This window comes from Frateuria sp. (genome assembly GCF_035943815.1).
In the GTDB taxonomy this organism is placed as follows: Bacteria; Pseudomonadota; Gammaproteobacteria; order Xanthomonadales; family Rhodanobacteraceae; genus Frateuria_A.
Map to the genome: position 1 here is coordinate 136,080 of NZ_DASZBU010000006.1, position 23,878 is coordinate 159,957.

24 protein-coding genes are annotated in these 23,878 nt (G+C 69.0%); all 24 read right to left on the reverse strand.

Annotated elements, in window-relative coordinates:
* Window positions 1-945, reverse strand: coding sequence for a MinD/ParA family protein (locus tag VGU65_RS04145; protein WP_414655793.1), 945 nt, complete (start codon window positions 943-945; stop codon window positions 1-3).
* Window positions 942-2,399 (reverse strand): flagellar biosynthesis GTPase FlhF, encoded by a 1,458-nt coding sequence (gene flhF / locus VGU65_RS04150; protein WP_327473133.1) that lies wholly within the window; start codon window positions 2,397-2,399, stop codon window positions 942-944. The genes VGU65_RS04145 and flhF overlap by 4 nt, the downstream gene beginning before the upstream one ends.
* A 123-nt stretch (window positions 2,400-2,522) precedes the next feature.
* The gene (gene flhA, locus VGU65_RS04155; protein ID WP_327473135.1) at window positions 2,523-4,616 is read right to left on the reverse strand and encodes a flagellar biosynthesis protein FlhA; all 2,094 of its coding nucleotides are present in this window, start codon (window positions 4,614-4,616) and stop codon (window positions 2,523-2,525) included.
* A 12-nt stretch (window positions 4,617-4,628) separates the two neighbouring features.
* Window positions 4,629-5,765 (reverse strand): flagellar biosynthesis protein FlhB, encoded by a 1,137-nt coding sequence (flhB, locus tag VGU65_RS04160; protein ID WP_327473137.1) that lies wholly within the window; start codon window positions 5,763-5,765, stop codon window positions 4,629-4,631.
* Between the two features lie 7 nt (window positions 5,766-5,772).
* Window positions 5,773-6,543: a flagellar biosynthetic protein FliR gene (fliR, locus tag VGU65_RS04165; protein ID WP_327473139.1), complete on the reverse strand. Its 771-nt coding sequence runs from the start codon at window positions 6,541-6,543 to the stop codon at window positions 5,773-5,775.
* Window positions 6,544-6,567: 24 nt separating this feature from the next.
* Window positions 6,568-6,837, reverse strand: a complete 270-nt coding sequence (fliQ, locus tag VGU65_RS04170; RefSeq protein ID WP_327473141.1) for a flagellar biosynthesis protein FliQ — start codon at window positions 6,835-6,837, stop codon at window positions 6,568-6,570.
* A 286-nt stretch (window positions 6,838-7,123) separates the two neighbouring features.
* Window positions 7,124-7,939 carry a flagellar type III secretion system pore protein FliP gene (fliP, locus tag VGU65_RS04175; RefSeq protein ID WP_327473270.1) on the reverse strand — a complete coding sequence of 272 codons (816 nt, stop codon included), beginning with the start codon at window positions 7,937-7,939 and terminating at the stop codon, window positions 7,124-7,126.
* Window positions 7,940-7,959: 20 nt separating this feature from the next.
* Window positions 7,960-8,340 (reverse strand): flagellar biosynthetic protein FliO, encoded by a 381-nt coding sequence (fliO, locus tag VGU65_RS04180; protein WP_327473143.1) that lies wholly within the window; start codon window positions 8,338-8,340, stop codon window positions 7,960-7,962.
* Between the two features lie 4 nt (window positions 8,341-8,344).
* Window positions 8,345-8,680: a flagellar motor switch protein FliN gene (gene fliN, locus VGU65_RS04185; RefSeq protein WP_327473145.1), complete on the reverse strand. Its 336-nt coding sequence runs from the start codon at window positions 8,678-8,680 to the stop codon at window positions 8,345-8,347.
* Window positions 8,677-9,690 (reverse strand): flagellar motor switch protein FliM, encoded by a 1,014-nt coding sequence (fliM, locus tag VGU65_RS04190; RefSeq protein WP_327473147.1) that lies wholly within the window; start codon window positions 9,688-9,690, stop codon window positions 8,677-8,679. Before fliM ends, fliN begins: the two co-directional genes overlap by 4 nt.
* A gap of 13 nt (window positions 9,691-9,703) precedes the next feature.
* Window positions 9,704-10,222: a flagellar basal body-associated FliL family protein gene (locus VGU65_RS04195; protein ID WP_327473148.1), complete on the reverse strand. Its 519-nt coding sequence runs from the start codon at window positions 10,220-10,222 to the stop codon at window positions 9,704-9,706.
* A gap of 428 nt (window positions 10,223-10,650) precedes the next feature.
* Window positions 10,651-11,664, reverse strand: coding sequence for a flagellar hook-length control protein FliK (locus VGU65_RS04200; RefSeq protein ID WP_327473149.1), 1,014 nt, complete (start codon window positions 11,662-11,664; stop codon window positions 10,651-10,653).
* Between the two features lie 77 nt (window positions 11,665-11,741).
* Complete coding sequence (gene fliJ, locus VGU65_RS04205) at window positions 11,742-12,173, reverse strand: flagellar export protein FliJ (protein ID WP_327473150.1); 432 nt, start codon at window positions 12,171-12,173, stop codon at window positions 11,742-11,744.
* Window positions 12,170-13,513 (reverse strand): flagellar protein export ATPase FliI, encoded by a 1,344-nt coding sequence (fliI, locus tag VGU65_RS04210; RefSeq protein WP_327473151.1) that lies wholly within the window; start codon window positions 13,511-13,513, stop codon window positions 12,170-12,172. The genes fliJ and fliI overlap by 4 nt, the downstream gene beginning before the upstream one ends.
* Before the next feature lie 232 nt (window positions 13,514-13,745).
* Window positions 13,746-14,360 (reverse strand): flagellar assembly protein FliH, encoded by a 615-nt coding sequence (locus VGU65_RS04215; RefSeq protein WP_327473153.1) that lies wholly within the window; start codon window positions 14,358-14,360, stop codon window positions 13,746-13,748.
* Window positions 14,360-15,364 (reverse strand): flagellar motor switch protein FliG, encoded by a 1,005-nt coding sequence (gene fliG / locus VGU65_RS04220; protein WP_327473155.1) that lies wholly within the window; start codon window positions 15,362-15,364, stop codon window positions 14,360-14,362. The genes VGU65_RS04215 and fliG overlap by 1 nt, the downstream gene beginning before the upstream one ends.
* A 6-nt stretch (window positions 15,365-15,370) precedes the next feature.
* Window positions 15,371-17,053: a flagellar basal-body MS-ring/collar protein FliF gene (gene fliF / locus VGU65_RS04225; protein ID WP_327473157.1), complete on the reverse strand. Its 1,683-nt coding sequence runs from the start codon at window positions 17,051-17,053 to the stop codon at window positions 15,371-15,373.
* A gap of 60 nt (window positions 17,054-17,113) precedes the next feature.
* A complete protein-coding gene (gene fliE, locus VGU65_RS04230; RefSeq protein ID WP_327473159.1) occupies window positions 17,114-17,437 on the reverse strand; it encodes a flagellar hook-basal body complex protein FliE in 324 nt (107 codons plus the stop codon).
* 195 nt (window positions 17,438-17,632) lie between these two features.
* Window positions 17,633-19,057, reverse strand: a complete 1,425-nt coding sequence (locus VGU65_RS04235; RefSeq protein ID WP_327473161.1) for a sigma-54 dependent transcriptional regulator — start codon at window positions 19,055-19,057, stop codon at window positions 17,633-17,635.
* Between the two features lie 374 nt (window positions 19,058-19,431).
* On the reverse strand, window positions 19,432-19,986 hold the full coding sequence (locus VGU65_RS04240) for a PilZ domain-containing protein (RefSeq protein ID WP_327473163.1): 555 nt from the start codon (window positions 19,984-19,986) through the stop codon (window positions 19,432-19,434).
* Between the two features lie 112 nt (window positions 19,987-20,098).
* On the reverse strand, window positions 20,099-20,383 hold the full coding sequence (fliT, locus tag VGU65_RS04245; protein WP_327473165.1) for a flagellar protein FliT: 285 nt from the start codon (window positions 20,381-20,383) through the stop codon (window positions 20,099-20,101).
* The gene (fliS, locus tag VGU65_RS04250; RefSeq protein WP_327473167.1) at window positions 20,380-20,790 is read right to left on the reverse strand and encodes a flagellar export chaperone FliS; all 411 of its coding nucleotides are present in this window, start codon (window positions 20,788-20,790) and stop codon (window positions 20,380-20,382) included. Before fliS ends, fliT begins: the two co-directional genes overlap by 4 nt.
* An 11-nt stretch (window positions 20,791-20,801) precedes the next feature.
* Window positions 20,802-22,199 (reverse strand): flagellar filament capping protein FliD, encoded by a 1,398-nt coding sequence (fliD, locus tag VGU65_RS04255; protein WP_327473169.1) that lies wholly within the window; start codon window positions 22,197-22,199, stop codon window positions 20,802-20,804.
* 60 nt (window positions 22,200-22,259) lie between these two features.
* Window positions 22,260-23,678 (reverse strand): flagellin N-terminal helical domain-containing protein, encoded by a 1,419-nt coding sequence (locus VGU65_RS04260; RefSeq protein ID WP_327473170.1) that lies wholly within the window; start codon window positions 23,676-23,678, stop codon window positions 22,260-22,262.
* Between the last annotated feature and the right edge of the window lie 200 nt (window positions 23,679-23,878).

Consider the following 23,878-nt stretch of genomic DNA (forward strand, 5'->3'; position numbering starts at 1 on the left):
TCACCACCCCGCAGCCGGTACGGCCTGGCCACCGAAGAAAGCGATGCGGTCCAGGCCCGCGCGCGCGGGTTCTTCCCAGTTATCGACCGCACCAGCCAATTGCTTGAATGCCTGCGATGACCGGGCCGCCGGCCACAGGTCCACCACCGCGTTCTGGCGGCGGATCGCCTGCCGCAGGCGCTCGTCCTGCGGCACCATGCCGAGGAAGTCCAGCACCACGTCCAGGAATCGGTCGCTCACCTTGGCCAGCTTCTGGTGCAACGCGCGGGCCTCGCCCAGGTTGCGCACCAGGTTGGCGACCATGCGGAAGCGGCGCACTCCGAAATCGCGCGAGAGCACCTTGACCAGCGCATAGGCGTCGGTGATCGAGGCCGGCTCGTCGCAGACCACCAGGATCACGTCGTCGGCGGCGGCGGCGAACATGGCCACGTTGTCCGAGAGGCCGGCGGCGGTATCCACCAGCAGGTAATCCGGCGGTTTGGGCAGTTCGTCGAAGGCGCGGATCACGGCGGCGTGCTCGCCGTTGCCCAGCTGCGCCAGGCGACGCGCGCCGGACCCGCCGGGGATCACTTTCAGCCCGTGCGGCGCCTCGAGCACCAGTTCCTCCAGCGTGGCGCTGCCGTCGAGCAGGTGGCCCAGGTGCCGCGAGGGGGCCAGGCCCAGCAGCACGTCGACGTTGGCCAGGCCCATGTCGGCGTCCAGCAGCATTACGTCGCGGCCGGCCATGGCCAGGCTCATCCCGAGGTTCACCGCCACGGTGGTCTTGCCCACGCCGCCCTTGCCGCCGGCCACCGCGATCGCGCGGCAACGGCGGCGCGGCACGGCGAGCTGAACCGCCTGGTGCGGCCGGTGCGGTGCGGGCGGCGCGTCGTTTCGATCGCCCGTGATCGCGTTGAACATGTCTTTCAAGCCCCACGCCTGGTTCATTGCAAGGGTTCCGCTCATGCCTGGGCCACCATCGTCCCGAAACGCTCTGCCAGCATCGCCTCGTCGGCGGCCGGCGCATTGCCCTTGAGCGCCTGCGCGGCGCGGCATACCAGCAGGCGCGCATCGGCGGCGGCGATGTCCTCGGGCACGCGCTGGCCGTCGGTGGTGTAGTCCAGCGCCAGCCGGTGGCGGATCAGCACCGAAAGTGCGCCGCCGAGGCTGGGCGCTTCGTCGAGTTTGGTGAGGATCGCCGCGTGCGGCCTGATCGGCAGGTAGGCGCGCACGGCATCGTCCAGCGATTGCGCCTGCGCGTTGGCTGCCAGCACCAGGCAGGCGCGCAGCTCGCCGGCCTCGCGCAGCGCATCGAGCTGTTCGGTCAGGCGCGGGTCGTTCCCCGCCAGTCCGGCGGTGTCGACCAGCACGGTGTGGCAGCCCTTGAGCAACCCCAGCACCTGGCGCAGGCTGTCGGCGTCGTAGGCCGGATACACGCGCACGCCGAGCAGGCGGCCGTAGTGTTCCAGCTGCGCCGCTGCGCCGATGCGGTAGTGGTCGGTGCTGACCAGCGCGACCTGCGAGGCGCCATGGCGGACCACCGCCCGGGCCGCGAGTTTCGCCAGCGTCGTGGTCTTGCCCACGCCGGTCGGGCCGACCAGCGCGGTCACGCCACCCTCGTCCGAGCGCCCACGGCCGCTGACCGCCAGGCCGCGGCTCAACATGCCCAGCGGCAGGTAGCGCGCCTGCTCGGGCGTCATCTGGGCGGGCAGCTCTTCGGCCAGCGCGCGGGCGACGTCGGCGTCGATGCCAAGGCGGGTCAGTTCGCGCAGCACGCGGGCGTGCATCGGCTGGCGCCGTTCCATGTCATTCCACGCCAGGCTGGAGAGCTGCATCTCCAGCATCTCGCGCAGGCTGGAAAGCTCGGCGCGCATGCGCACGGTGTCGGCCGCGGCGCGCTCGATCAGCGGATGCACCGGCGCCGGCTCGGCCGGTGCCTCGGGCGCCGGCTGGCCCTGGCTCTGGGCACGGGCATCGGCCTGCGCCTGGTTCCCGGCCGGCGCAACGTCAGCCTGGGCGCGGGACGTGGCATGTGCGGCGCGCGCCTCCGGCCGCGTCGGCCGCTGCTCCCTCTCCACAGCAGCGTGCCGGGGCGAGGCCTTGGCGTCTTCGGCCGGCGTCGGACGATTGGCGTGTGCCATCGTATCGACGCGCGCCTCCCGCACCGGCGGCGGTGGAGGCCGCGTGGCCGGACCGGCGGCGTGGGCCGGCAGCGCCGGCGACATCGAGGCCGGCTCCGGCGCGGCGCCATGCCGTGCGGCCTCGCGCACCAGTGCCTCGTCGTAGTCGACCGCGGCAATGATCTCGATGCCCTCGTCCAGCCGCCGCGTGGACAGGATCACCGCATCGGGGCCCTGCTCCTCGCGCACTTCGCGCATCGCCTGGCGCATGTCCGGCGCCACGAAACGTTTGATCTTCATTGACTGCTCCGCGAGCCGGTCGAAGCCATCGCGCCGTCGGCCTCCGCGCGCGTCGCGCCGGCCCGGAGGCCTTGCGTTGCCTGCATGTACGAGTTGCGAACCACGATGCCCGTCTCCCGGCCTTTAACGTCCCAGCGCCTGCACCAGCCGCACCCTGCGGTTGTCAGGAACCTCGTTGTAGGCCAGTACGTGCAGGTTCTGTGCCACGTGGCGGGTGAAGCGCGCGAGCCACGGCCGCAGCTGCGGCGGCACCAGCAGCACGGCCGGCTCGCCGCCCATTTCCTGGCGGCGCGCCGCGTCGGCGACGCTCTGCTGCAGGCGGTCGGCCAGACCCGGCTCCACCGCCGCGCCGGCCACGCCGCCGCCGGAGAGCGAGTTCATCAGGATCTGCTCCAGCTCCGGCGCCAGCGTGATGACCGGGACCTCGGTGCCCAACCCGGTGATCTCCTGCACGATCTGTCGGCCCAGCGCCACGCGCACGGCGGCGGTGAGCATGCCGGGATCCTGACTCTGCCCCGCGTTCTCCGCCAAGGATTCGACGATGCTGCGCATGTTGCGGATCGGCACCCGCTCGGCCAGCAGGTTCTGCAGCACCTTGACCACCACGCCCAGCGAAAGCCGCTTGGGCACCAGGTCCTCGACCAGCTTGGGCGCCGTCTGCGCCAGGCGGTCCAGCAGCTGCTGCACGTCCTGGTGGCTGATCAGCTCGTGCGCATGGGTCTGCAGGATGTGCGACAGGTGCGTGGCCACCACGGTGGCCGGATCGACGACGGTGTAGCCAAGGCTCTGCGCCATGTCGCGCTGGCCCTGTTCGATCCACACCGCTTCGAGGCCGAACGCCGGATCCTTGGTCTGGATGCCCTGCAGCGGGCCGTGCACGCGACCGGGGTTGATCGCCAGCAGGCGCTCGCTGTGCACCTCGGCCTCGCCCATCGGCACGCCCATCAGGGTGATGCGGTAGGTGTTGGGACCTAAGTCGAGGTTGTCGCGGATGTGCACCGCCGGGACGAGGAAGCCGAATTCCTGCGAGAGCTTGCGCCGCACCGACTTGATCCGGCCCATCAGCTCGCCACCCTGGTGGGTATCCACCAGCGGGATCAGCCGGTAGCCCACTTCCAGGCCGAGCGGATCGACGCTGGCGACGTCGTCCCAGCCCAGTTCCATGCGCTCGGCCGGCACCGCCGCTGCGGCGGCCGGCTCGGCGACGGCCTCGGCCAGCTTCTCGCGCGTCTCGCGCTCGCGCTTGATCATCAGGTAGGCCGCACCGCCGCAGCAACCGCCCAGCAGCAGGAAAGCCAGGTTCGGCATGCCGGGGATCAGGCCCATCACACCCAGCACCGCGCCGGCCACCGCCAGCGCGCGCGGCTGGCCGAACACCTGGCCGATCACCTGCTTGCCCATGTCCTGCGACTTGGACACGCGGGTGACGATCACCGCCGTCGAGATCGAGAGCATCAGTGCCGGCACCTGCGCGACCAGGCCGTCGCCGATGGTCAGCAGGGTGTAGGTCCTGGCCGCCTCGCCGGCGCCCAGGCCGTGCTGCAGCATGCCGACGAAGAAACCGCCGATGATGTTGATGAACAGGATCAGGATGCCGGCGGTGGCGTCGCCGCGGACGAACTTGGAGGCACCGTCCATCGAGCCGTAGAAGTCCGCTTCCTCGCGCACTTCCTGGCGGCGCTCGCGGGCCTGTTCCTGGGTCAGCAGGCCGGCGTTGAGGTCGGCGTCGATGGCCATCTGCTTGCCGGGCATCGCGTCCAGGGTAAAGCGGGCGGTCACTTCCGACACGCGGGTGGCGCCCTTGGTGACCACCACGAAGTTGATGATGGTCAGGATCGCGAACACCACCAGGCCGACCGCGAAATTGCCGCCGATCACGAACTCGCCGAAGGCCTCGATCACCTTGCCGGCCGCCGCCGGGCCGTCATGGCCGTGCAGCAGCACCACGCGGGTCGAGGCGATGTTCAGGGCGAGACGCAAAAGCGTCGCCATCAGCACGACCGTCGGAAAAGCGGCGAATTCCAGCGGCCGCATGACGTAGATCACCGCCAACAAAATGACGAGCGACAGCGCGATGTTGAAGCTGAACAACATGTCCAGCAGGAACGGCGGCAACGGCAGCATGACCATCGCCAGCATCGCCAGCATCACCACCGGCGCGCCGACGCCGCGGCGCCCGAGCTGCTTGAGACTTTCCATTGCGCCTGCGGCGGCCATCTGCGCTTCCTCTTAGAGCTTGTATGGGCCCATCAGGTCCGGATCGACCTCGGGCCTTGGCGCCGGCGGCGGCTCGTCGCCGCGCGCCGTCGCCTGCTTCAGCTGGTAGACGTAGGCCAGCACCTGCGCCACCGCCACGTACAGCGAAACCGGGATTTCCCGGCCCAGCGAGGTGGTGGCATACAAGGCGCGTGCCAGCGGCGGAGCCTCGACCGTCGGGATGCGGTGGCCGCCGGCGACCAGGCGGATCTGCTGGGCCAGCACGTCCACGCCCTTGGCGATCACGCGCGGCGCGCCGGCGCCGTTCTCGTCGTACTTGAGCGCCACGGCGAAGTGGGTGGGGTTGGTCACCACCACGTCGGCCTTGGGCAGTTCCTGCATCATGCGCCGGCGCGACATCTCGAACTGCACCTGGCGGATGCGGCCCTTGAGCTCGGGGTTGCCCTCGGTCTCCTTGGCCTCGTCCTTCAGTTCCTGGCGGGTCATGCGCAGGCGCTTGACGTGGTCGAACTTCTGGTAAAGGGCATCCGCGCCGCCGATCAGCGCCAGCAACGCGCCGAACAGCAGAGCCGAGCGTCCCAGCAGCGACATCGCGCGCGCCACGCCCAGGGCCACGTCGGCACGGCCCAGCGCCTGCAGCTCGTCCACCGAATGCTTGAGCAGCAGCGCCAGCGCCGCGCCGATGAAGAGCAGCTTGAGCAGCGTCTTGCCCAGCTCCACCAGCCCGCGCATGGCGAAGATGCGGCCGAGTCCCTGCACCGGGTTCAGCCGCTCGAACTTCGGCAGCAGCGCCTGGCCGCTGAAGCTGATGCCGCCGAGCAGCATGGGGCCCGCGAACACGGCCAGCAGCGTGGCCAGCGCCACCGGCGCGAACAGCAACAGCGCCTCGTGCACCGCCATTCCCAGCACGCGGCCCGGCAGCGCATCGGAAAACAATGCCTCGCGGCTGTAGGAAAGGCCCAGCCGGTAGATGATGCGTGCGTGATCCATCGCCCGTTCGCTGCCCGAGAGCAGCGCCGAGACGCCGGCCAGCACCACCAGTGCGCCGGAGAGATCGCGCGATCGCGGGACGTCGCCTTTTTCGCGCGCCTCCCTGAGGCGTTTTTCGGATGGTTGTTCGGTGCGTTCCTGGTCGTCGTTCTCGGCCATGGAATGGTCAGCCCCCCACCAGTTCGTGCATCAGCGACCAGGCGCTGTCCTGCAGGGTCTCGAACGCCCCGGGCAGCGCGCGCAGGCCCAGCCACAAGGCGATCGAGCCCAGGCAGAGGGTGATCGGGAAACCCACCGCGAACAGGTTCATCGACGGCGCCGCGCGGCTGATTGCGGCAAAGCCGATGTTGACCACCAGCAACGCAGTGACCGCCGGCAGTGCCACGCGCACCGCACCGGCGAACAGGTGCGCGCCGAACATCACCACCGCATGCAGGCCATCGGCGTTGATCGCCAACGGCCCGGGCGGCAAGGTCTGGAAGCTGCCGGCGAGCAGCTCGATCAGCCGCAGGTGCCCGTTGAGCGCCAGGAACAGGAGCGTCACCAGCACGGTATAGAACTGGCTGAGCACCGGCGTGCTGCCGCCGCCGGCCGGATTGACGATCTCGGCAAAGCCTAGGCTCATGCCCTGCCCCACCAGCTCGCCGCCGAAGGCCACCGCCTCGAACACCAGCTTGAGTACGAAGCCGACCGCGGCGCCGAGCAGGATCTGGCTCAGCATCGTCGCGATGCCGGCCGCGCTCAGCGGATCCATCGCCGCCGGCGCGAGCGGCGCCAGCACCAGGGTCAGCATCAGCACCAGGCCGACGCGGATGCGTGCGGGAATCATCGGCGCACCCAGCACCGGCGCGACCAGGCACAGTCCGCCGACCCGGCCCATCGCCCACAGCAGGCCGCCCAGCCATTGCTCGATCTGGACGAGGTCGACCGCTGCCACGCCACCGCCCATCACGCGGCCCCGCTACTTGACGGCACCGGGCAGCCCCTCGATGAGCTGCCGCGTGAACTGCACCAGCGTGCGCAGCATCCACGGCCCGGTGACCAGCGCCACCACCGCCATCGCGATCAGCTTGGGGATGAACGAGAGGGTCATCTCGTTGATCTGCGTGGCCGCCTGGATCACGCCGATCAGCAGGCCCACGGTCAGCGCTGTGAGCAGCAGCGGCGCGGAGACCAGGATCGCCACGTAAAGGGCGTGCTGGCCGAAGGCGATGACGGATTCAGGAGTCATGGATTGGAGCCGGGAATGGGGAATCGGAAGAGCTACAAGCCGGCGCGGCCCGCTCCCTCTCCCCCGGCCACGCCGGGGGAGAGGGCTGGGGAGAGGGGGAGGCCCTTGCCGTCGATTTCCTGCACGTCGAAAAAGCGGACGCAGGAAGCAAGAGAAAGCGACTCGGGTACCGACGGGCGGCAGAAAGATCCGAAAGCCAGAGCGAAAGGCTTCCCCCTCTCCCCGACCCTCTCCCCCGGCAGCCGCCGGGGGCGAGGAAGTTGGAGGGCTGAGGCGCGTTTGGCGCTCATGTGTAGAAGCTCCCCGCCAGCGTGCCGATCAGCAGCGTCCAGCCGTCCACCAGCACGAACAGCATGATCTTGAAGGGCAGCGAGATGATCATCGGCGAAACCATCATCATGCCCATCGACATCAGCACGCTCGCCACGACGAGATCGATGATCAGGAACGGGATGAACAACAGGAAGCCCATCTGGAACGCGGTCTTGAGCTCCGAGGTCAGGAACGCGGGCATCGCCACGCGGAAGGGCACGTCGTCCTTGCTCGCGTAGGGCTTCTCCCTGGCCAGCCGGGTGAACAGCTGCAGGTCGGCGTCACGGGTCTGATCGAGCATGAAGCGCTTGAACGGCGCACTGGCGGCCGGCAGCGCCTGCTCGGCGGTCATCTGGCCGTCCATGTACGGCTTGACGCCGTCGCCGTAGGCCTTGTTGAACACCGGGCCCATGATGAACATCGTGAGGAACAGTGCCAGGCCCAGCAGCACCTGGTTGGGCGGCGTCGACTGCGTCCCGAGCGCCTGTCGCAGGAAACCCAGCACGATGATGATCCGCGTGAACGAAGTCATCATCAGCAGGATCGCCGGCAGCAGCGTGAGGACCGTCATCAGGCCCAGGAGCTGCAGCGACAGCGTCCAGTTCTTCGCGCCGCCCGGCGCGTCGTGCACGGTCAGCACGGGAATGCCGGCACCCGCCGGGCTGGCTGGGCTCGCCGGCATCGACAGCGGCGCCGGAGCAGGCGGGGCGGTCTGGGGCGCGGCGAAGGTGACCAGCGGCAACAGCATCAGCGCGAGCGCGAACCACCAGCGCGCGCCGCGGATCGACATCACTTTCACAACCTGCACTTTCACGACTTGCCTTTCCAGCGCGACAACAGTTGCGCGAAGTTGGGAGCTGCCGGCAGCGGAGCCGGCGGGCTGGCGTCAGCCGGTGCCGCGCCCTCGTACACGTGCAGGGTGCGCATGCCGCCCTGCCCCACGCCGACCAGCAGGCGCTTGCCGTCGGCATCGATCAGCAGCACGCGTTCGCGGGCACCCACCGCCATCGATTCCACGCAGCGGATGCGCCGGCCACCCGGCAGGCTGCGCGCCTGCAGGCGGCGGCTCATCCAGCCGGCCACGAAGATCAGCGCGATCACCGCGGCCAGACTCAGGAGCACACGCAACAACTCCCCGCCGACGTTGATGTCGGGCGCGGCAGCCGGCGCGGCAAAGATCAACACGAGCATCCGGTCAACGCAGCTTGCGCACGCGCTCGGCCGGGCTGACCACGTCGGTCAGGCGGATGCCGAACTTCTCGTTGATCACCACCACCTCGCCGTGCGCGACCAGGGTGCCGTTGACGAACACGTCCAGCGGCTCGCCGGCGGCGCGGTCCAGCTCCACCACCGAGCCTTGGTTCAATTGCAGCAGGTTGCGGATGCTGATGCGGGTGCGGCCGACCTCCATGGCCAGGGTCACCGGCACGTCGAGGATCATGTCCAGGTTGACGTCGCCGCCCTCGACGGCAAAGCCGTTCAGGGCGTCGGATTCGATGCGGTCCACGACCGCGGCGTCGTTGGAAATCATGCGCTTTTCTTCTCTGTGAACTCGCCGGACGCGCGCATCTCGCGGCGGCCGACATGGGCCTGGAACTGGATCGCCGTGTGGCCGTTGGCCTGGCCGAAGCGGCCGCGGAACACCGGCACGTCCTCGGCGAAGACCGTGCACATCTCGGGCAGGGTCACCGGGATCACGTCGCCGGGGCGCAGGCCGAGGAAATCGCCGATGGAAAGTTGCGCCTCGAGCAGCAACGAACTCAGTTCGACCTCGGCGTCGAGCACCTCCTCGTGCAGGTGCTCGGTGAAGCGGTCGTCGCGGTCGGCAAGGTCGCTCTGCACGCCGGCGTCGAGCAGCGTGCGGATCGGCTCGACCATCGCGTAGGGCAGGGTAAGGTGGATCTCGCCCCCGCCGCCGTCGAGCTCGACGTGGAAGCGCGAAACGACCACGGTTTCCGTCGGGCTGACGATATTCGCGAACTGCGGGTTGATCTCGGAGTTCAGGTATTCGAACTCCAGCGGCAGCACCGGGTTCCACGCCTCGGTCATGGCGCCGAACAGCTCGCTCAGCATGATCTGGATCACGCGGTTCTCGATAGCGCTGAAATCGCGGCCCTCGATGCGGGCGTGGAAGCGGCCGTCGCCGCCGAAGAAGTTGTCGATCACGGTGAACACCAGCCGCGGCTCGAACACCACCAGCGCGGTGCCGCGCAGCGGCTTGATCTTCACCAGGTTCAAGTTGCTCGGCACCGCCAGGCTGTGCACGTATTCGGCGAACTTGACCATCTTCACGCCGAGCACCGACACCTCGCAGCTCTTGCGCAGCACGTTGAACACGCCCAGGCGGAAGAAGCGCGCGAAGCGGTCGTTGACCATCTCCAGCGTGGGCAGGCGGCCGCGCACGATGCGGTCCTGCTGGGTGAAGTCGTAGGACTGCACGGCATCGGCCGGCAGCGGCTCGTCCTCGCCGGTGGCGACCGAACCGCCCTCCACGCCGTCGAGCAGCGCGTCGATTTCGTCCTGGGAAAGAAGATCGCTCATGGGTGCGGTGGCCTCACTGCATCACGAAGCTGGTGAAGTACAGCGCGTCGATGCCGGGCTTGCCGGTGCGCGCCTCGACGATCTTGCGCACCGCCGCCAGCGCGTCGGCCTGCAGCTTCTGCTTGCCGGCGGGGTCGCTGAGGATGGTGTAGTCCTGGCGGCTGAACAGCATGATGAGGGCGTTGCGCACGACCGGGTCGACGCTCTTGACGGTGTCCAGCGCGGCCTGGTCGTGTGCCATCAGGGTCACGCCGACCTGCAGGTAACGCATGGCATCGTCGTCACGGAAATTGACCACGAAGGCGGGATCGAGCGGCAGAAAGAGTTCCGGCTGCGGCTTGGCCGGCTTGGCGTCGCCGCCGTCCTTGTCGGCCGCGGCGGCGCTCTTGTCGTGCCCGCGCATGGCGGTCAGCGCGTAGGCGCCCACGCCAGACAGCGCCAGCAGCGCCACCACCAGGCCGATCACCAGCGGGGAGCGGCGCTTCTTGGCCGAAGCCACGGCTACCGCCACTTCGTCTTCCGTCATTGCCATGCCTTACCTCGAATCCTTTTTTTGTTTTTCGCAACGCCGGGGCGCTGCCTGCCAAGTCCATGTAGCAATCCGCATGCCACGACCGGAGGCCCTGGCCTGGCTAGGTTTGCGGCCGGCGCGGCGCTTTCTTGACGCGCGACGGAGCGCAGGCGCGTCGCGATCACGGCAGGTGTCTGGATGTCGGCGGTGGAGGATGGGATGGGTGGCCGCGTGTGATGGCTACGCCTGAAGGCCTCCCCCTCTCCCCCGGCTGCGCCGGGGGAGAGGGGGCAAAAGCCCGCCTCGTCCCGACCCCGGCGCAGCCGGGGAGAGTGACGCAAACGCTCTCCTCGCCCTGGACCGCTGCGAGACACAAGCTCCCTCTCCCCCGGCGCAGCCGGGGGAGAGGGTTGGGGAGAGGGGGAGCCCTTGGCTCTAGGGCGAGCCGGTCACGCGAACGTGTCGAGCATCCCCAGCGCAGCGACCGGCGTGCTGACGACGGCAGCCGGCTCGATGTCCGTATCGCCACGGGCACTGCCCGCTTCACCGCCGCGGGCGCCTTCGCCCTGCTGCTGGCGCTGCCCCACGTCGGCCTGGCCCAGTGCCAGTCCGTGGTGGGCGAGCAGCGAGTCCAGTTGCGGCAGCGTCTGCTGCAGTGCATGGACGGCCGCCGGGTGTTGTACGGCGAAGCTCACGTCGACGCGGTCGTGGTTGATGCTGACCTTGACGTCGAGCGCGCCCAGATCCTCCGGGTGCAGGCGGATGCGGGCCTGCTTGACGTCCTGCGAACCCAGCCAGGCGATCTGCTGGCCCAGTTCCTGGTTGAAGGCCGGCGTACCGACCGGGCTGGCGATGTCGAGGCTGTGCGCGGGCGCGGCCGCGACGGAAGTGTTGTCGGGGGTGGCCAGTGGTGTGTTCGCCAGGCCTGCCAGCTGGACGGCATCCACCGATGCATCCTTCTGCTCCGCGGGCTTGGCCAGCATCGGCGCGAGCGCGCCGGTATCCACGCCGACGGCCGGCTTGGCGGCCGCGGCCTCGGCGGCGGCCGCGGCACCGGCCAGCAGCACCAGCGCGGCCGGCGTGGCACGCGCCTGGGCGCCGGTGACCGCCTTGGCCTGCACGTGCGTCGCGGCGGTGGCCTGGGCCAGCGGCTTGGCCGGCGCTGCCTGGCCGATCAGCGCGAGCATGGCGGCCGCCAACGCGGCGGCATCGGGGTTGACGGGTTCCTTGGCGGGTGCCTCGGCCTGCGGCTTGTTTGCCGCGGCGGCCTCCGACGCGGGCTTGGCCTGCGCCTCGTGGTGGTCGTCGTGCGCGGAGGTGTCCCGCGAGTCGCCCTGCTGCTGGCGTGCGGCATCCAGGTGGCGGTCGAAGCGGTGATCACCGGCGGAGGACGCCTGGTCGGCGGCCGGGCGCGCCGGCGGCGGCGTGGCGACGGGGTTCACTGCGACGGTAGTCGCGCTCATGGGCACTTCCTCGGGGTAGCGTCAGGCAACAGGCATCAGGCGGGGAGCAGCAAACTTCACGCCAAGCGCGTGCATGCTCACCGAGCAGGCCGCCGGTACTGCATGCGCTCGTCGATCTGGTTCTGCTCGTGCCGCTCCTCGGCCTTGCGGTCCTGCTCGCGGTAGCGGTCGATCACGTTGTCCAGCGCGGCTTCGCGGGCATGCGCATCTCGCCATTGCGTGCGCGCCTGATCCAGCAGCCGCCGCTGGCGCTCGATCTCCAGCACCTGCTGGGCGATGGCGCGGTCGATGCGTTCGACGAATTGCTGGCGGTTCATCAGTGCGGTGGCCGTCAAACCGCCGACGCTCGGCGGCGTGGCGTAATCCTGGCGATAGCCGCGCAGCTCGGCAAGCTGGCGCTCGGCCTTGGCCAAGCGCTGCTGCTGCTCGGCGAGCCTGAGCACGGCATCTTCGCTGCGCTGCTTGGCGTGGTCGGCGGCAGGCTGCAGGCGATCGGCACGCTTGTTCATTGTGCCGCCTCGGCGGCTATGGCGTTCAGAGCGGCGATGCCGTCGGCGAGGTCCATCGGTTCGTCCACTTCCTGTTGCAGGAACGCGCGCAACTTGGGCCACATGACGATGGCCTGGTCGACCTGCGGGTCCGAGCCCTTCTGGTAGGCGCCCACCGCGATCAGGTCGCGCTGCTGGCGGTAGGCCGAATAGACCTGGCGGAAGCGCTGCGCGGCGCGCTGGTGCTCGCGTTCGGTCACCGCCGGCATCACGCGACTGATCGAGGCCTCGATGTCGATCGCCGGATAGTGGCCGGCCTCGGCCAGGTCGCGCGTGAGCACGATGTGGCCGTCCAGGATGGCGCGCGCGGCGTCGGCGATCGGGTCATGGCGGTAGTCGTCGCCCTCGGTCAGCACGGTGTAGAACGCGGTGATCGAGCCCACGCCATCGGCGTCGTTGCCGGCGCGCTCGACCAGCGCGGGCAGCATGGTGAACACCGACGGCGGGTAACCTTTGGTCGCCGGCGGCTCGCCGATGGCCAGGGCGATCTCGCGCTGGGCCTGGGCGTACCGGGTTAGCGAGTCCATCAGCAGCAGCACGCGCTGGCCACGGTCGCGGAACCATTCGGCGATGGCGGTGGCGTACTGCGCGCCGCGCAGGCGCTTGAGCGGCGGCGCGTCGGCCGGCGCGGCGACGATCACCGCGCGGCGACGCCCCTCCACGCCCAGGGTGTGCTCGACGAACTCCTTCACCTCGCGGCCGCGTTCGCCGATCAGGCCGACCACCACCACGTCGGCGTCGGTGTACTTGGTCATCATGCCAAGCAGCGTGGACTTGCCCACGCCGGAGCCGGCGAACAGGCCCAGTCGCTGGCCGCGGCCCACGGTGAGCAGCGCGTTGATCGCGCGCACGCCGGTATCCAGCGGAGTGTCGATGGGCTTGCGCTCCATCGGGTTGATCGGCTCGGCCTTGAGCGCGGCGTGCTCGCCGGTGTCCAGCGGGCCTCGCCCGTCCAGCGGCACGCCGTCGGCACCGATCACGCGTCCGAGCAGGCCGGCACCCACCGGCAGGCCGCCGGCATGGGCGAGCGGGCGCACGCGCGCGTTGGGCAGTACGCCGTGCATATCGCCGACCGGCATCAGCAGCAGGCGCTCGTCGGCGAAGCCGACCACCTCGGTGTCGAGCTGGCTGCCGTCGGCGGTGTCCACCAGGCAGCGCGCGCCGAGCGCGGCTTCACAGCCCTCGGCCTCGAGGGTGAGGCCGACCACGCGGCGCAGGCGGCCTTCGACGAAGAGCGTGTGCGCGGCCTCGGCGCGCTGGCGGCGGCGAGCCAGTTGTTTGGTCCAGGCAGCGCGGGTCATGGGCTGGCTCTGCCGCTGCGAGCAGGAGCCTTTTTGTCCTTCCGGTCGGGGCTGCGAAAGTCGGAGCAAAGGTGCAAGCTCGCGCGATCCGGGGCCCTCTCCCTTTCGGGGAGAGGGTTGGGGTGAGGGGCGGGGCTCGCGGGGAAGCCTGCTGCGAGTGACTCCCCCTCTCCCCAGCCCTCTCCCCCGGCTGCGCCGGAGGAGAGGGAGCAGGGTCCGGCTAGCACCGGATTCACGGCTCTGCCTCGTCGCCCAGCACCGCGTCGACCATCGCGGCCAGGCGCGTTTCCACGCGGGCGTCCAGGCGCGAGCGTCCGTTTTCGAGCAGACAGTCGCCGCGCGCGAGCGCAGGGTCGGCGACCAACTGCCAGTGGGCTTCGGCCGCATCCAATTCGCGCATCAGCGCCAGGTCGTCCGGGTGCAGCCGAACGCGCAGCTCGCGGGTGGCGGAGGGCAGCGCGGCGGCGGCCTGGCGCACGGCCTGGAGGACGAGCTCCGGGCGCGCAGCCAGCTCGTGCGCGATCACGCGGCGTGCGACCAGCATGGCGAGCTGCGTCAGCTCCTGCTCCACCGCCGTGTCCAGGGCATCGAGCGGGCGTGCGGCCTGGGTGAAGATCGACTCCAGCCGTGCCACCTGCTCGCGGCCCTGCGCGCGCGCCTCGGCCAGGCCCTGGGCCAAACCGGCGGCATGGCCTTCCTCATGTGCCTGGCGTTCGAGCGCTTCCAGGTCGCTGACGGTGGGATGGGCGGGGGCCTCGGCCGGCTCGGGCGGCGGCGGTTGGCCCATCTGCGGTGGTTCCCAGCGCTGGTATCCGGCGACGGCGTCGCGGTTGAGCACGGCGCTCATCAGACCAGGTCATCCGAGCCGCCGAGGTTGATCTGGCCGGCGTCGGCCAGGCGCCGGGCGATGCCGAGGATCTCCTTCTGCGCCGCATCCACCTCGGACACGCGCACGGGACCGGCCACTTCCAGGTCGTCGCGCAGCATGTCGGCTGCGCGCTTGGACATGTTGGCGAACATTTTTTCGCGGATCGAAGGCTCGGCGCCCTTGAGCGCCACGATCAGGCGCGGCGAGGGCACTTCGCGCAGCAGCGCCTGCATCGAGCGGTCGTCGAGCTCCACCAGATCGTCGAAGACGAACATCAGGTCCTCGATCTTGCTGCCCAGGCCCGGGTCGTGGCTGCGGATGGCGGCCATGAGCTCGGCCTCGCGGCTGGTTTCCATGGCGTTGAGGATGTTCGCCGCGGCCTTCAGGCCGCCGACGCTGGCCGACTTGAGTTTGTTGGTGTTGCCGGAGAACTGGCGCTCCATGATCTCATCGAGCTCGTTCAGCGCGTGCGGCTGCACGCCGTCGAGTGTGGCGATGCGCATGATCGCGTCCGAGCGCGTGCGCGCCGGCAGGTAGCCGAGCACCTCGGCCGCCTGGTCGTGCTCCAGGTGCGCCAGCACCAGCGCGATGATCTGCGGGTGCTCCTGGCCGATCATCTCGGCGATGGCGCGCCCTTCCATCCACTTGAGCGATTCGAGCCCCTTGCTGGAGCGGCCCAGCAGGATGCGGTCGATCAGGCTGCCGGCCTTGGTCTCGCCCAGCGCGTTGGTGAGGATCTTGCGGATGTATTCCTCGGTGCCGACGCCGAGCGCGGTTTGCCGGCCCATGTCGTCATGCAGCCTGGTGAGCACCTGGTCGACCTGCTCGCGCGAAACGGAAGTGAGCACGGCCATGGCCTGGCCCACGGCCTGCACGTCGCGCGCGGACAGGTGCTTGAGCACCTCGGCGGCATCCTGCTCCCCCAGCGTGAGCAGCAGGATAGCGGCGCGCTGGGCGCCAGTGATGTGGGTTTCCTGTTTCATCGACGCTTAGCCGCCATCCTCGCCAACCCAATTGCGGACCACCTGGGCGACCTGCCTGGGGTCGTCGCTGACCATGCGCCGGGCCAGCCCCACTTTCTGTTCATAGCCGATGACCTGTGTCGGTGCAGCGAGCCGGCTGCGCTCGTCTTCCCCGTCATCGGCCACGCGCACGGAAACCGTAGGCACGCGGCCGGCCGCGGCCAGCGCCGGTTGCGGCGCGCCGCGCAGCAGACCCTTGAGCAAGGGGCGCAGCAGGCCGAAGGCGACGACGAGCGCGATCAGCACGCCGATCGCCTGCTTGATCAGGTCCAGCATGCCGGGGCGCTGCCAGAACGGCTGCTGCTCGGGCGCGTCGGCCGAGGGCGCCTGCTGGAAGGCCTGGTTGACCACGCTGACGCTGTCGCCGCGCGTGGCACTGAAGCCCACCGCGTTCTTGGTCAGGTCGGTCAGATGGGCCAGTTCCTGCGCGGTGAACGGCGTGCTGGTGCCGCCCTTGGGGCCGGCCACGCTCTTGTTGTCGACCACCACGGCCACGGTCAGCCGTGCCAGGCGGCCGGCCGGGTCGCTGGTGTGGCTGATGGTGCGGTCCAGCTCGTAGTTGCGCGTGGCGCTGGAGGAACTGTCGCCGTTGTCGGCCTGCGCCGTGGCGGCGGCGGGCGCGGCGGGCTTGCCGCCGGCATTCGGGTTGGCGGCGGTCGGCTGCGCCGCCATCACCGGCGGCTGGTTGCTGAGCGCGCCGGGCACGCCGCCGTCAGCGGGACCGCCGTTGCCGCGGCGCTCGCTGCTGGTCTGCTCGCTGCGCAGGGCCGGATGGTCGTGGTCGAAGGTCTCGGTGGCCTTTTCGGTCTGGCTGAAATCCAGGTCGACGAACACCTGCGCATGCACCTTGCCCGGGCCTACCAGCGGCGTGAGCAGTTGCTCGACGCGCTGGGCGTAGGTGTTCTCCATCCGCGTAGCCAGGCGCAGGCGGCTGTCGCCCACCGCGGCGGCGCTGTCCGGGTCGGTGCCGGTCAAGAGCTGGCCCTGCTGGTCGACCACCGAGACCCGACGCGGATCGAGGTCAGGCACCGAGGCGGCGACCAGGTGCACGATCGCCGCCACCTGGCTCGCATCCAGTTGCCGGCCGGGATAGAGCGTGACCAGCACCGAGGCGCTGGCCTGGCGGTCGTCGCGGATGAAGGCCGAAGGCTTGGCCATCGCCAGGTGCACGCGCGCCGAGCGCACGCCCTGCAGGCTGCCGATGGTGTTGCCCAGGTCCGCCTCCAGCGCCTGCTGATAGCGCGTGCGCTCGGCCAGGTCGCTCATGCCGAAAGGCGATTCGGCCTGCGGCACCGCACCGCTGGCGGCGGTGCCCTGCGGCAGCCCCTGCCCGGCCAGGCGCAGACGGGTGGCCGCCAGGTCCGATGCCGGCACCATGATCGAGCCGCCGTCGTCGCCCAGCTTGTAGGGTGTGTTGGTCGATTGCAGCGCCTGCGTGATGGCGGCGGCGTCCTGCTGGCCCAGGCCTGCGTAGAGCAGACCCCAGTTGGGGCCGCGCGACCACAGCACCACCGCCACGCCCAGCGCCACGGCCGCGGCCATGCCGACCAGCAGCAGCAACTGGCGCGAAGCGGGGCTGCGCGCGAGCTGCCTGAGGTCGAAGCGATTGGCGGGACTGTCGGTGGTGGTCGCGATGGCGTTGTCGGCCATGAGGAAGGGTCATCCGTAAAGCTGAAGAAGGAACGCGCGGCCTCTCAAGGCCGGTCGTCGTCAGACCGGCATGTTCATGATGTCCTTGTAGGCATCGACCAGCTTGTTGCGCACTTCGGTCATCGCGCGCAACGAGAGATCGGCCTTCTGGATCGCCACCATCGTGCGTCCCAGGTCCGCGCCCGCATCGCCACGCTCGAAGCTGGCGGCCATCTGACCGGCGTGCTGCTGGCTGTCGCCCACGTTCGCGATCGATTGCTTCAGCAGCGCGCCGAAATCCGCCGTGGCGGCAGGCGCGGCCTTCAGTGCCGTTTCCGCCGGACGCACCTGGGCGGAAAGCTGGCGCATCTGGGCGAGCAAGTTGTTGACGTCGATGGTGCTCATGTCGGGATTCCGGCGCGTGGCGGCTTTGGTTGGTATGACTGCACGAGCTGTGCCAGAGCTCCTCTAGCCCTCTCCGCCGGGGGAGAGGGTCGGGTGAGGGGGAGGCATTTGGGTTTGGGTTTTGCTTGGGCATAAAGCCAAGCCCCCCTCTCCCCAGCCCTCTCCCCCGACTGCGCCGGGGAGGGCAAACACGCGTCAAGCCGCCAGGCTGTTCTGCAGTCCGTACTTGCGCAGCTTCTCCACCAGCGTGGTGCGCTGCATGCGCAGCAGCTTGGCGGCATGCGCGACCACGCCACCGGTGACGTCGAGCGCCTGGCGGATGAGGCCCACCTCGATGTCGGCCAGGTGATCCTTCAGGTCGATGCCGCCCTCGGGCAGCAGGGTGGCGTCGCCGGCGTTGGCGGCGGCGTCCATCAGCGCGGGCGCGGCGGCGCCTTCCATCAGCGCCAGCAGCGAAACGCCCGGCACCTCCTCCATGGCCTGGCGGCCACGGTATTTCTCCGGCAGGTCGCTGCCGCGGATCTCGCCGTGCGGGTAGAGGATGGCCAGGCGCTCGACCAGGTTGCACAGCTCGCGCACGTTGCCCGGCCAGGCGTACTGGTGCAGCGCATTGAGAGCGCCGGCGGAGAAGCGCACGCTGGACAGGCCACGGCGCGCCAAGCGCTGGTTGAATTCGGTGATCAGCACCGGCAGATCGTCCAGGTGCTCGCGCAGCGCTGGCATCTCCAGCGGGAACACGGACAGGCGATAGAACAGGTCCTCGCGGAACTGGCCGTTGGCGATCGCCTGATCGAGGTTGCGGTGGGTGGCGGCGATGATGCGCACGTCGCAGCGCTGGCTCTTGGTGCCGCCGACGCGCTCGAACACGCGTTCCTGCAGCACGCGCAGCAGCTTGACCTGCATGGTCAGGCTCATGTCGCCGATCTCGTCCAGGAACAGCGTGCCGCCCTCGGCCAGCTCGAAGCGGCCCTTGCGCGCGCTGATCGCGCCGGTGAAGGCGCCTTTCTCGTGGCCGAACAGCTCGCTTTCCAGAAGTTCGGCGGGGATCGCACCGCAGTTGATCGCTACGAACGGCTTGTCGCGGCGGGGCGAACACTCGTGGATGGTGCGCGCGACCATCTCCTTGCCGGTGCCCGATTCACCAAGCACCAGCACGCTGGAGTCGAACGGCGCCACCTGGCGGATCAGCGCATTGACGCGGCGCATCGGCCCGGATTCGCCGACGAAGCGCAGTTCGCCGCGGCGGCCGCCAAGCAGCCGCGCATACAGGCTGCGCATCACTTCGGCCAGCTGCTCGTAGCGCAGCGGGAACTCCACCATGCCGATGCGGGAAGCGAACGGCGAGCTGGCGGCCGTCAGGCGCGTGGCCCAGGCCGAATCGCTGGCCAGCAGCACCGGCACATGGCCGGCGGCATCGCCCAGCAGCGCGAACTGGCGCTCCGCTTCGGTCGTGTCGGCGATCGTGCCCACGTAGACGGCGCGCCAGGCCTGGGTCGATTCGTCCGCAGCGATGCAGCTTTCGCCCCGCTGCGGGTGGTAACCGAGGAAGTGCAACGCAGACAGAATGGACTCGGCCCGCGCCTCGTTCGATTCGATCACCAGGAAATCGACCTTGCTCATTTAATTGCCTCCCCTTGGACACCCAATCCGACGAACCGCCGACCGTCCCGCAGTGTTCGCGATGCTCTATGCCGGCTTTCCGTCGTCGGCTGCGTGGAGGAAGGAGCAAGAAGAAGGCCAGCGCAGGCACGTGTCCGCACTGTCCGCGGACGCGCGGATGGCCCTAATGCGTCACCTGTGAAGGAAATGTCGACGCGCCGTGATGCGCGGATGCGGCAACGGCGACGGTTTGCCGGCGCCATGGGTCCGTCGGCGAGTGACCTTGCGTGACACCGCCGCGTCGTCGATCGTCAAACGGACGACGCGTGAGCCTGCGAAAGTGTGAAGTTCTTCACGTGCCAGACGCGGACCAACTCACATGGCCCAAAGCGGACTCATGCGTTGGCCTGGCGCGCACCTGCCACTTTGCGTCGGTGGTGACGAAACACGAAACGTTCGAGTGACGCAGCGACGCCATCGCCCAGTCCCCGGAAGGCGATAAAGGTGCGGCCGTCACCGAGCCGGCGGTCGACGCGCGCGGGCAGTTCCAGCGGCACGCTGGGGCATGCATCGAAGCGCAGGCGCAGCAGCAGCTCCTCCCCCACGCTTGCCAGGGCATCGGGCACCACGGCGCCGATCGCGTTGAAGCTGAGCACCTGGCGCGGCGGCAATGCGTCGGCGGACAGCGATACGCGGCTGACCATGTCGATCAAGGCGTTGAGCTTGGCGTCCAGCCGCATGAGTTCCTGCATCACCGGATCGTCGTCGTCGGCATTGTCGGCGCGGCGCTCCTCCAGCGCGGAGACGGTGGCGAGCGCGGCCGCATTGCGCTCGGCCAGGCGCTGGGACAGCGCTTCAGGTACCGGCCAGGCAAGCGCCTGGCTGTCGGCATGCCAGCTGCCCTCGCAGGCAAGCCGCTGCTCGAACTCGTTCCAGGCACTGGCGGTCATGACGGGTTTCCGGCGGGTAGTTTCGTGGCCCGTGAGTATGCAAGCACCGGGCCCAGGCCGCTGATGTTGGGGTTCGCCGCGGGACGACCATTGCTCTCAGTCCCGGAGGGGGTCAACCACCATAGGCGGCGACGGCGCGGACGCCGTCGTGCGCGGCCTGCCACCGCCTGGCCGCCGCGTCGCGCGCCTGGACCACCAGGGCCTGCAGTTCGCGGTCGAGCGTAAGCAGTTCGCCGAGCTGGCGCACACCGTCTTCATCCCCTGCCAGGGGTTGCTTCACCAGCGGATGGCGTTGATCTTCCAGCGCGAGGACTTGCTCCCAGTCGCCCGCGCGCGCGGCCTCGAGCATGGCGCGTGTCAGCGCCATGGCCAGGGCCAGCGGCTCCGGCGTGCTCATGCGGCGGCGCCGGCGGCGCGGCGCGCCTCCATCGGCACCTGTACCCAGCTGGTGCGGATCTTCTGCAGCAGCGCGCTCACCTCGTCCAGCGCGGCGACGTCGTTGCGCAGGTTGGCGTGCAGCAGGCGCCGGCTCATGTAGTCGTACAGGGCGTCGAGCTGGCCGACGAGCGGGGTCTCCACCGCGGGATCCAGCGAATCGCGCAAGCCGCCGATGATGTCGATGCAGCGGCCGATCACCTCGCCCTTGGCGGCGATCTCGCCGCGCTGCATGTGGCCGCGCGCGGTGATCAGGCGCTCCAGGGCACCGTCCATGAGCAGCGTGATCAGGCCATGCGGGTCGGCCGACTCCACGCCGCCGTGCGAGCGGATCTGCTGGTAGGCGATGGCGCCCTGTCCGAATGCCATGGCGTTCTCCGTTACTTCTTGCTCGAGCCGTTGAGCGCGTCGAACTGTTGGGTTAGGTAGCTGCTGGTGCTGTTGAGCTTGGCCAACATGGCATCCAAGGCGTTGAACTGCGCCTGGTAGCGCGCCGTGAGCGCAGCCATGCTGTCGTCCAGTGCGGTTTGCTGGTTGGCCAGGTCGCTCAGTTGCTGGTTGATGTTGCTGGTTCGCGTGCCGAGGATGCCGCTGCTGCCGATCCATCCATCCAGCGGCGTGCTGAACTGGGCGGCGAAACCGCCGGTGCCGCTGAAGAAAGCCTTGACCGTGCCGCCCCCGCCGCTCATGGCGGTAGCCAGCTTGCCGCTGTCGAGCTGAAGGGTGCCATCGACCTGCAGCGATATGCCCACCGAAGCGAGCGTGTTGCCGTTGACGGCACCGCCGACGATCTTGGAAAACGTGCTCTGGATGCCGTTGAGCGTGGCGTCGCCGATCAGGGCGCCGGCCGTGCCGCTGGTGGGGTCGTACTGGGTGAGGTTGTTATATATCCCCACGAAACTGTTGTATGTGTTGACGAAGTTGCCGATGGCCGTGGTAGCGGCGCTGGCGTCGTTGGCAACGGTGACCGTCGTCGTGCCGACCGCGGTGAGATTCAGTGTCACGCCGTCGATCGCGGTGGTGACCGTGTTCTGCGAACTGCTGCCTGCCAGGCCATCGATGGTGTAGGTGGCGTCTTTTGCGGCGGTAACGACGCTCAGCTTGTTTCCCGTGGTCGCATTCGGATCGTAGTTCAGCGCAGCCAAGCCACCGTCGCCACCGCTGCTGGTCACTTTGAAAACGTTAGCCGTGCCGGTCTGGGTGCTGCTGATGCTCAGGTGCGCACCGTCGGTTCCCGTCACTATCGTGGCGCTGACGCCGGGATTGTTGCTGGCGTTGTTGATCGCGTCGCGAATCGAAGCGAGCGAGGAGTTCGTGCTGTCGATCGACAGGCTCATCTGCTGGCTGCCCACGCTGATGGTGAGCGTGCCGGTGCCGACGTTCGTGGTATCGCTCGCAAAGGCTGCCGACGAAGCTTTCAGTGCCGTGGCCAGCTGCGTCACGTTGACTGAATAGTTGCCGGTGGTCGCCGTGCTGCTCGCGCTGGCGCTCAGCAGCGTGCTGTCGCCCACGCTCGTCTTGCGCACCGTGAACGCGCTGCCGTCATTGAGCGACGACAACGACGATTGCAGCGCCGAAAGCGCCGCCGTCACCTGGCCCAGTGCGGACAACTGGGTCTGCGCAGACGCCTTTTGATTGTCGATGGCGCTCTGCTGGGGCGCCCGCTTCGCGGCGACGAGTTGGCTGACCAGGCCGTTTACGTCCAATCCTGATCCGACGCCCGCGGCGGTGAGGATGCCCGAAGTTGGAGTACTGGTGGAGCCGACGGTGACAGCCATGGTCGCAAACCCTCAATGAAGAGGGCGGCCATGTCGCCATGGCCGCCCGATACCGCACTGTTACTGGAGCAGCTTCAGGACGCTCTGCGTGCTGGAGTTGGCCTGGGCCAGAACCGAGACACCCGCCTGTTGCAGGATGTTCGCGCTGGACATGTTCGCCGTCTCGGCAGCGAAATCGGCGTCCTGGATCTGGCTGCGCGAGGCATCCAGGTTCTGCGAGATCGTCTGCAGGTTGGCGATGGTGGACTGGAAGCGGTTCTGCACGGCGCCCAGGTTGCTGCGCATCGAGCTGATCGTGGCGAGCGCGGCGTCGATACGGTTCATCGTGTCGTTGGCGCCGGCCACCGTCTTGACGCTGGTGGACGCCAGCGTGTTGGTGTCCTTGGTGATGGTGTTGGAGGCGAACCCAAGGTCGGCGTAGGCGCCGGTCATGGTGATGTTGTCCGCCGCACTCAAGGTCACGGTGCCCTGGTTGTTCTTCACGACGCCTGCGGCAACGCCGCCAGTGGCGCCGCCGCCCAGGGTCTGGGCAATGTTGATGTCGCGGCCATCGGAGGTGGAGAAGGTCAGGTTGCCGCCGGTGAAGCTGGCGGACACGCCGGTCTGGGTCGAGTACAGGTTGACCTGTGCGGCTACGGCACTGCCGGTGAGCGCGGCGCCGCTGGTGTCCGTGCCATTGTAGATGCTGACGCCATTGATGCTCAGCGTATAGGTGTTGCCTGCGGCGCCGCCGGTGCTGGTGAAGGCGCCGGTCACGCTGTTGGAGGCGGTCGCGGTCAGGCCAGCCACGCCCGACGCATTGATCGCGGCGGCCTTGGCAAAGGCGCTGCTGGCGGTCTGGCCGGCGCCGCCGCCGGCGGTGGATGCCCCGATGGAAACGGCCGCACCGCTGCCCACGGCGATGGTGACGCCGCCGTTGGTCAGCGCGTTGCCGGTGACCGCACCGCTGGTGGAGGTGGCGATCTGGCCCAACTGGTCGGCGCGCGAACCCTGGCTCAGGTTCACCGAGATGGTCTCGCCGACGTTGGCGCCGACCTGGAATGCAGCCTGGCCAAAGGTGCCATCGAGCACGTGGCGGCCGTTGAAGCTGGTCTGGCTGGCGATACGGGTGATTTCCGCCAGGCGCTGCTGCACTTCGGCGTCGAGCGCGGCGCGGTCGCTGTCGGAGTTGGTCGCGTTGGCGGACTGCACCGCCAGCTCGCGGATGCGCTGCATGTTGTTGGTCACTTCGTTCAGCGCCGACTCGGTGGTCTGCGCCAGCGAAATGCCGTCGTTGGCGTTGCGCACGGCCTGGTTCAGGCCGTTGATCTGGGTGGTGAACCGGGTGGCGATGGCCAGACCGGCGGCATCGTCCTTCGCGCTGTTGATGCGCATGCCCGAGGACAGGCGTTGGATGGCGGTGGCCAGCTTGCTCTGCGTCGTGGACAGGTTCTGCTGCGCATTGAGCGACATGATGTTGGTGAGAACGCTCATGACCATGGGAATGTCTCCGTTAGGGTCTTGGGTGCCGTTGGTCGGCGGTGGTAGTCAGCGGGATGCCGATTGGGAACACCGCCGCCTCAGACCCTTTTTCGACCCTCACCATGGAAACTTGAGTGGGTCAACTGCTCTTTCTGCATTTTCCTGTCGCATCTTCCCGCGCCCACCCTTCACTTCCAGGCGTCGCAAGTCGCGCCGGC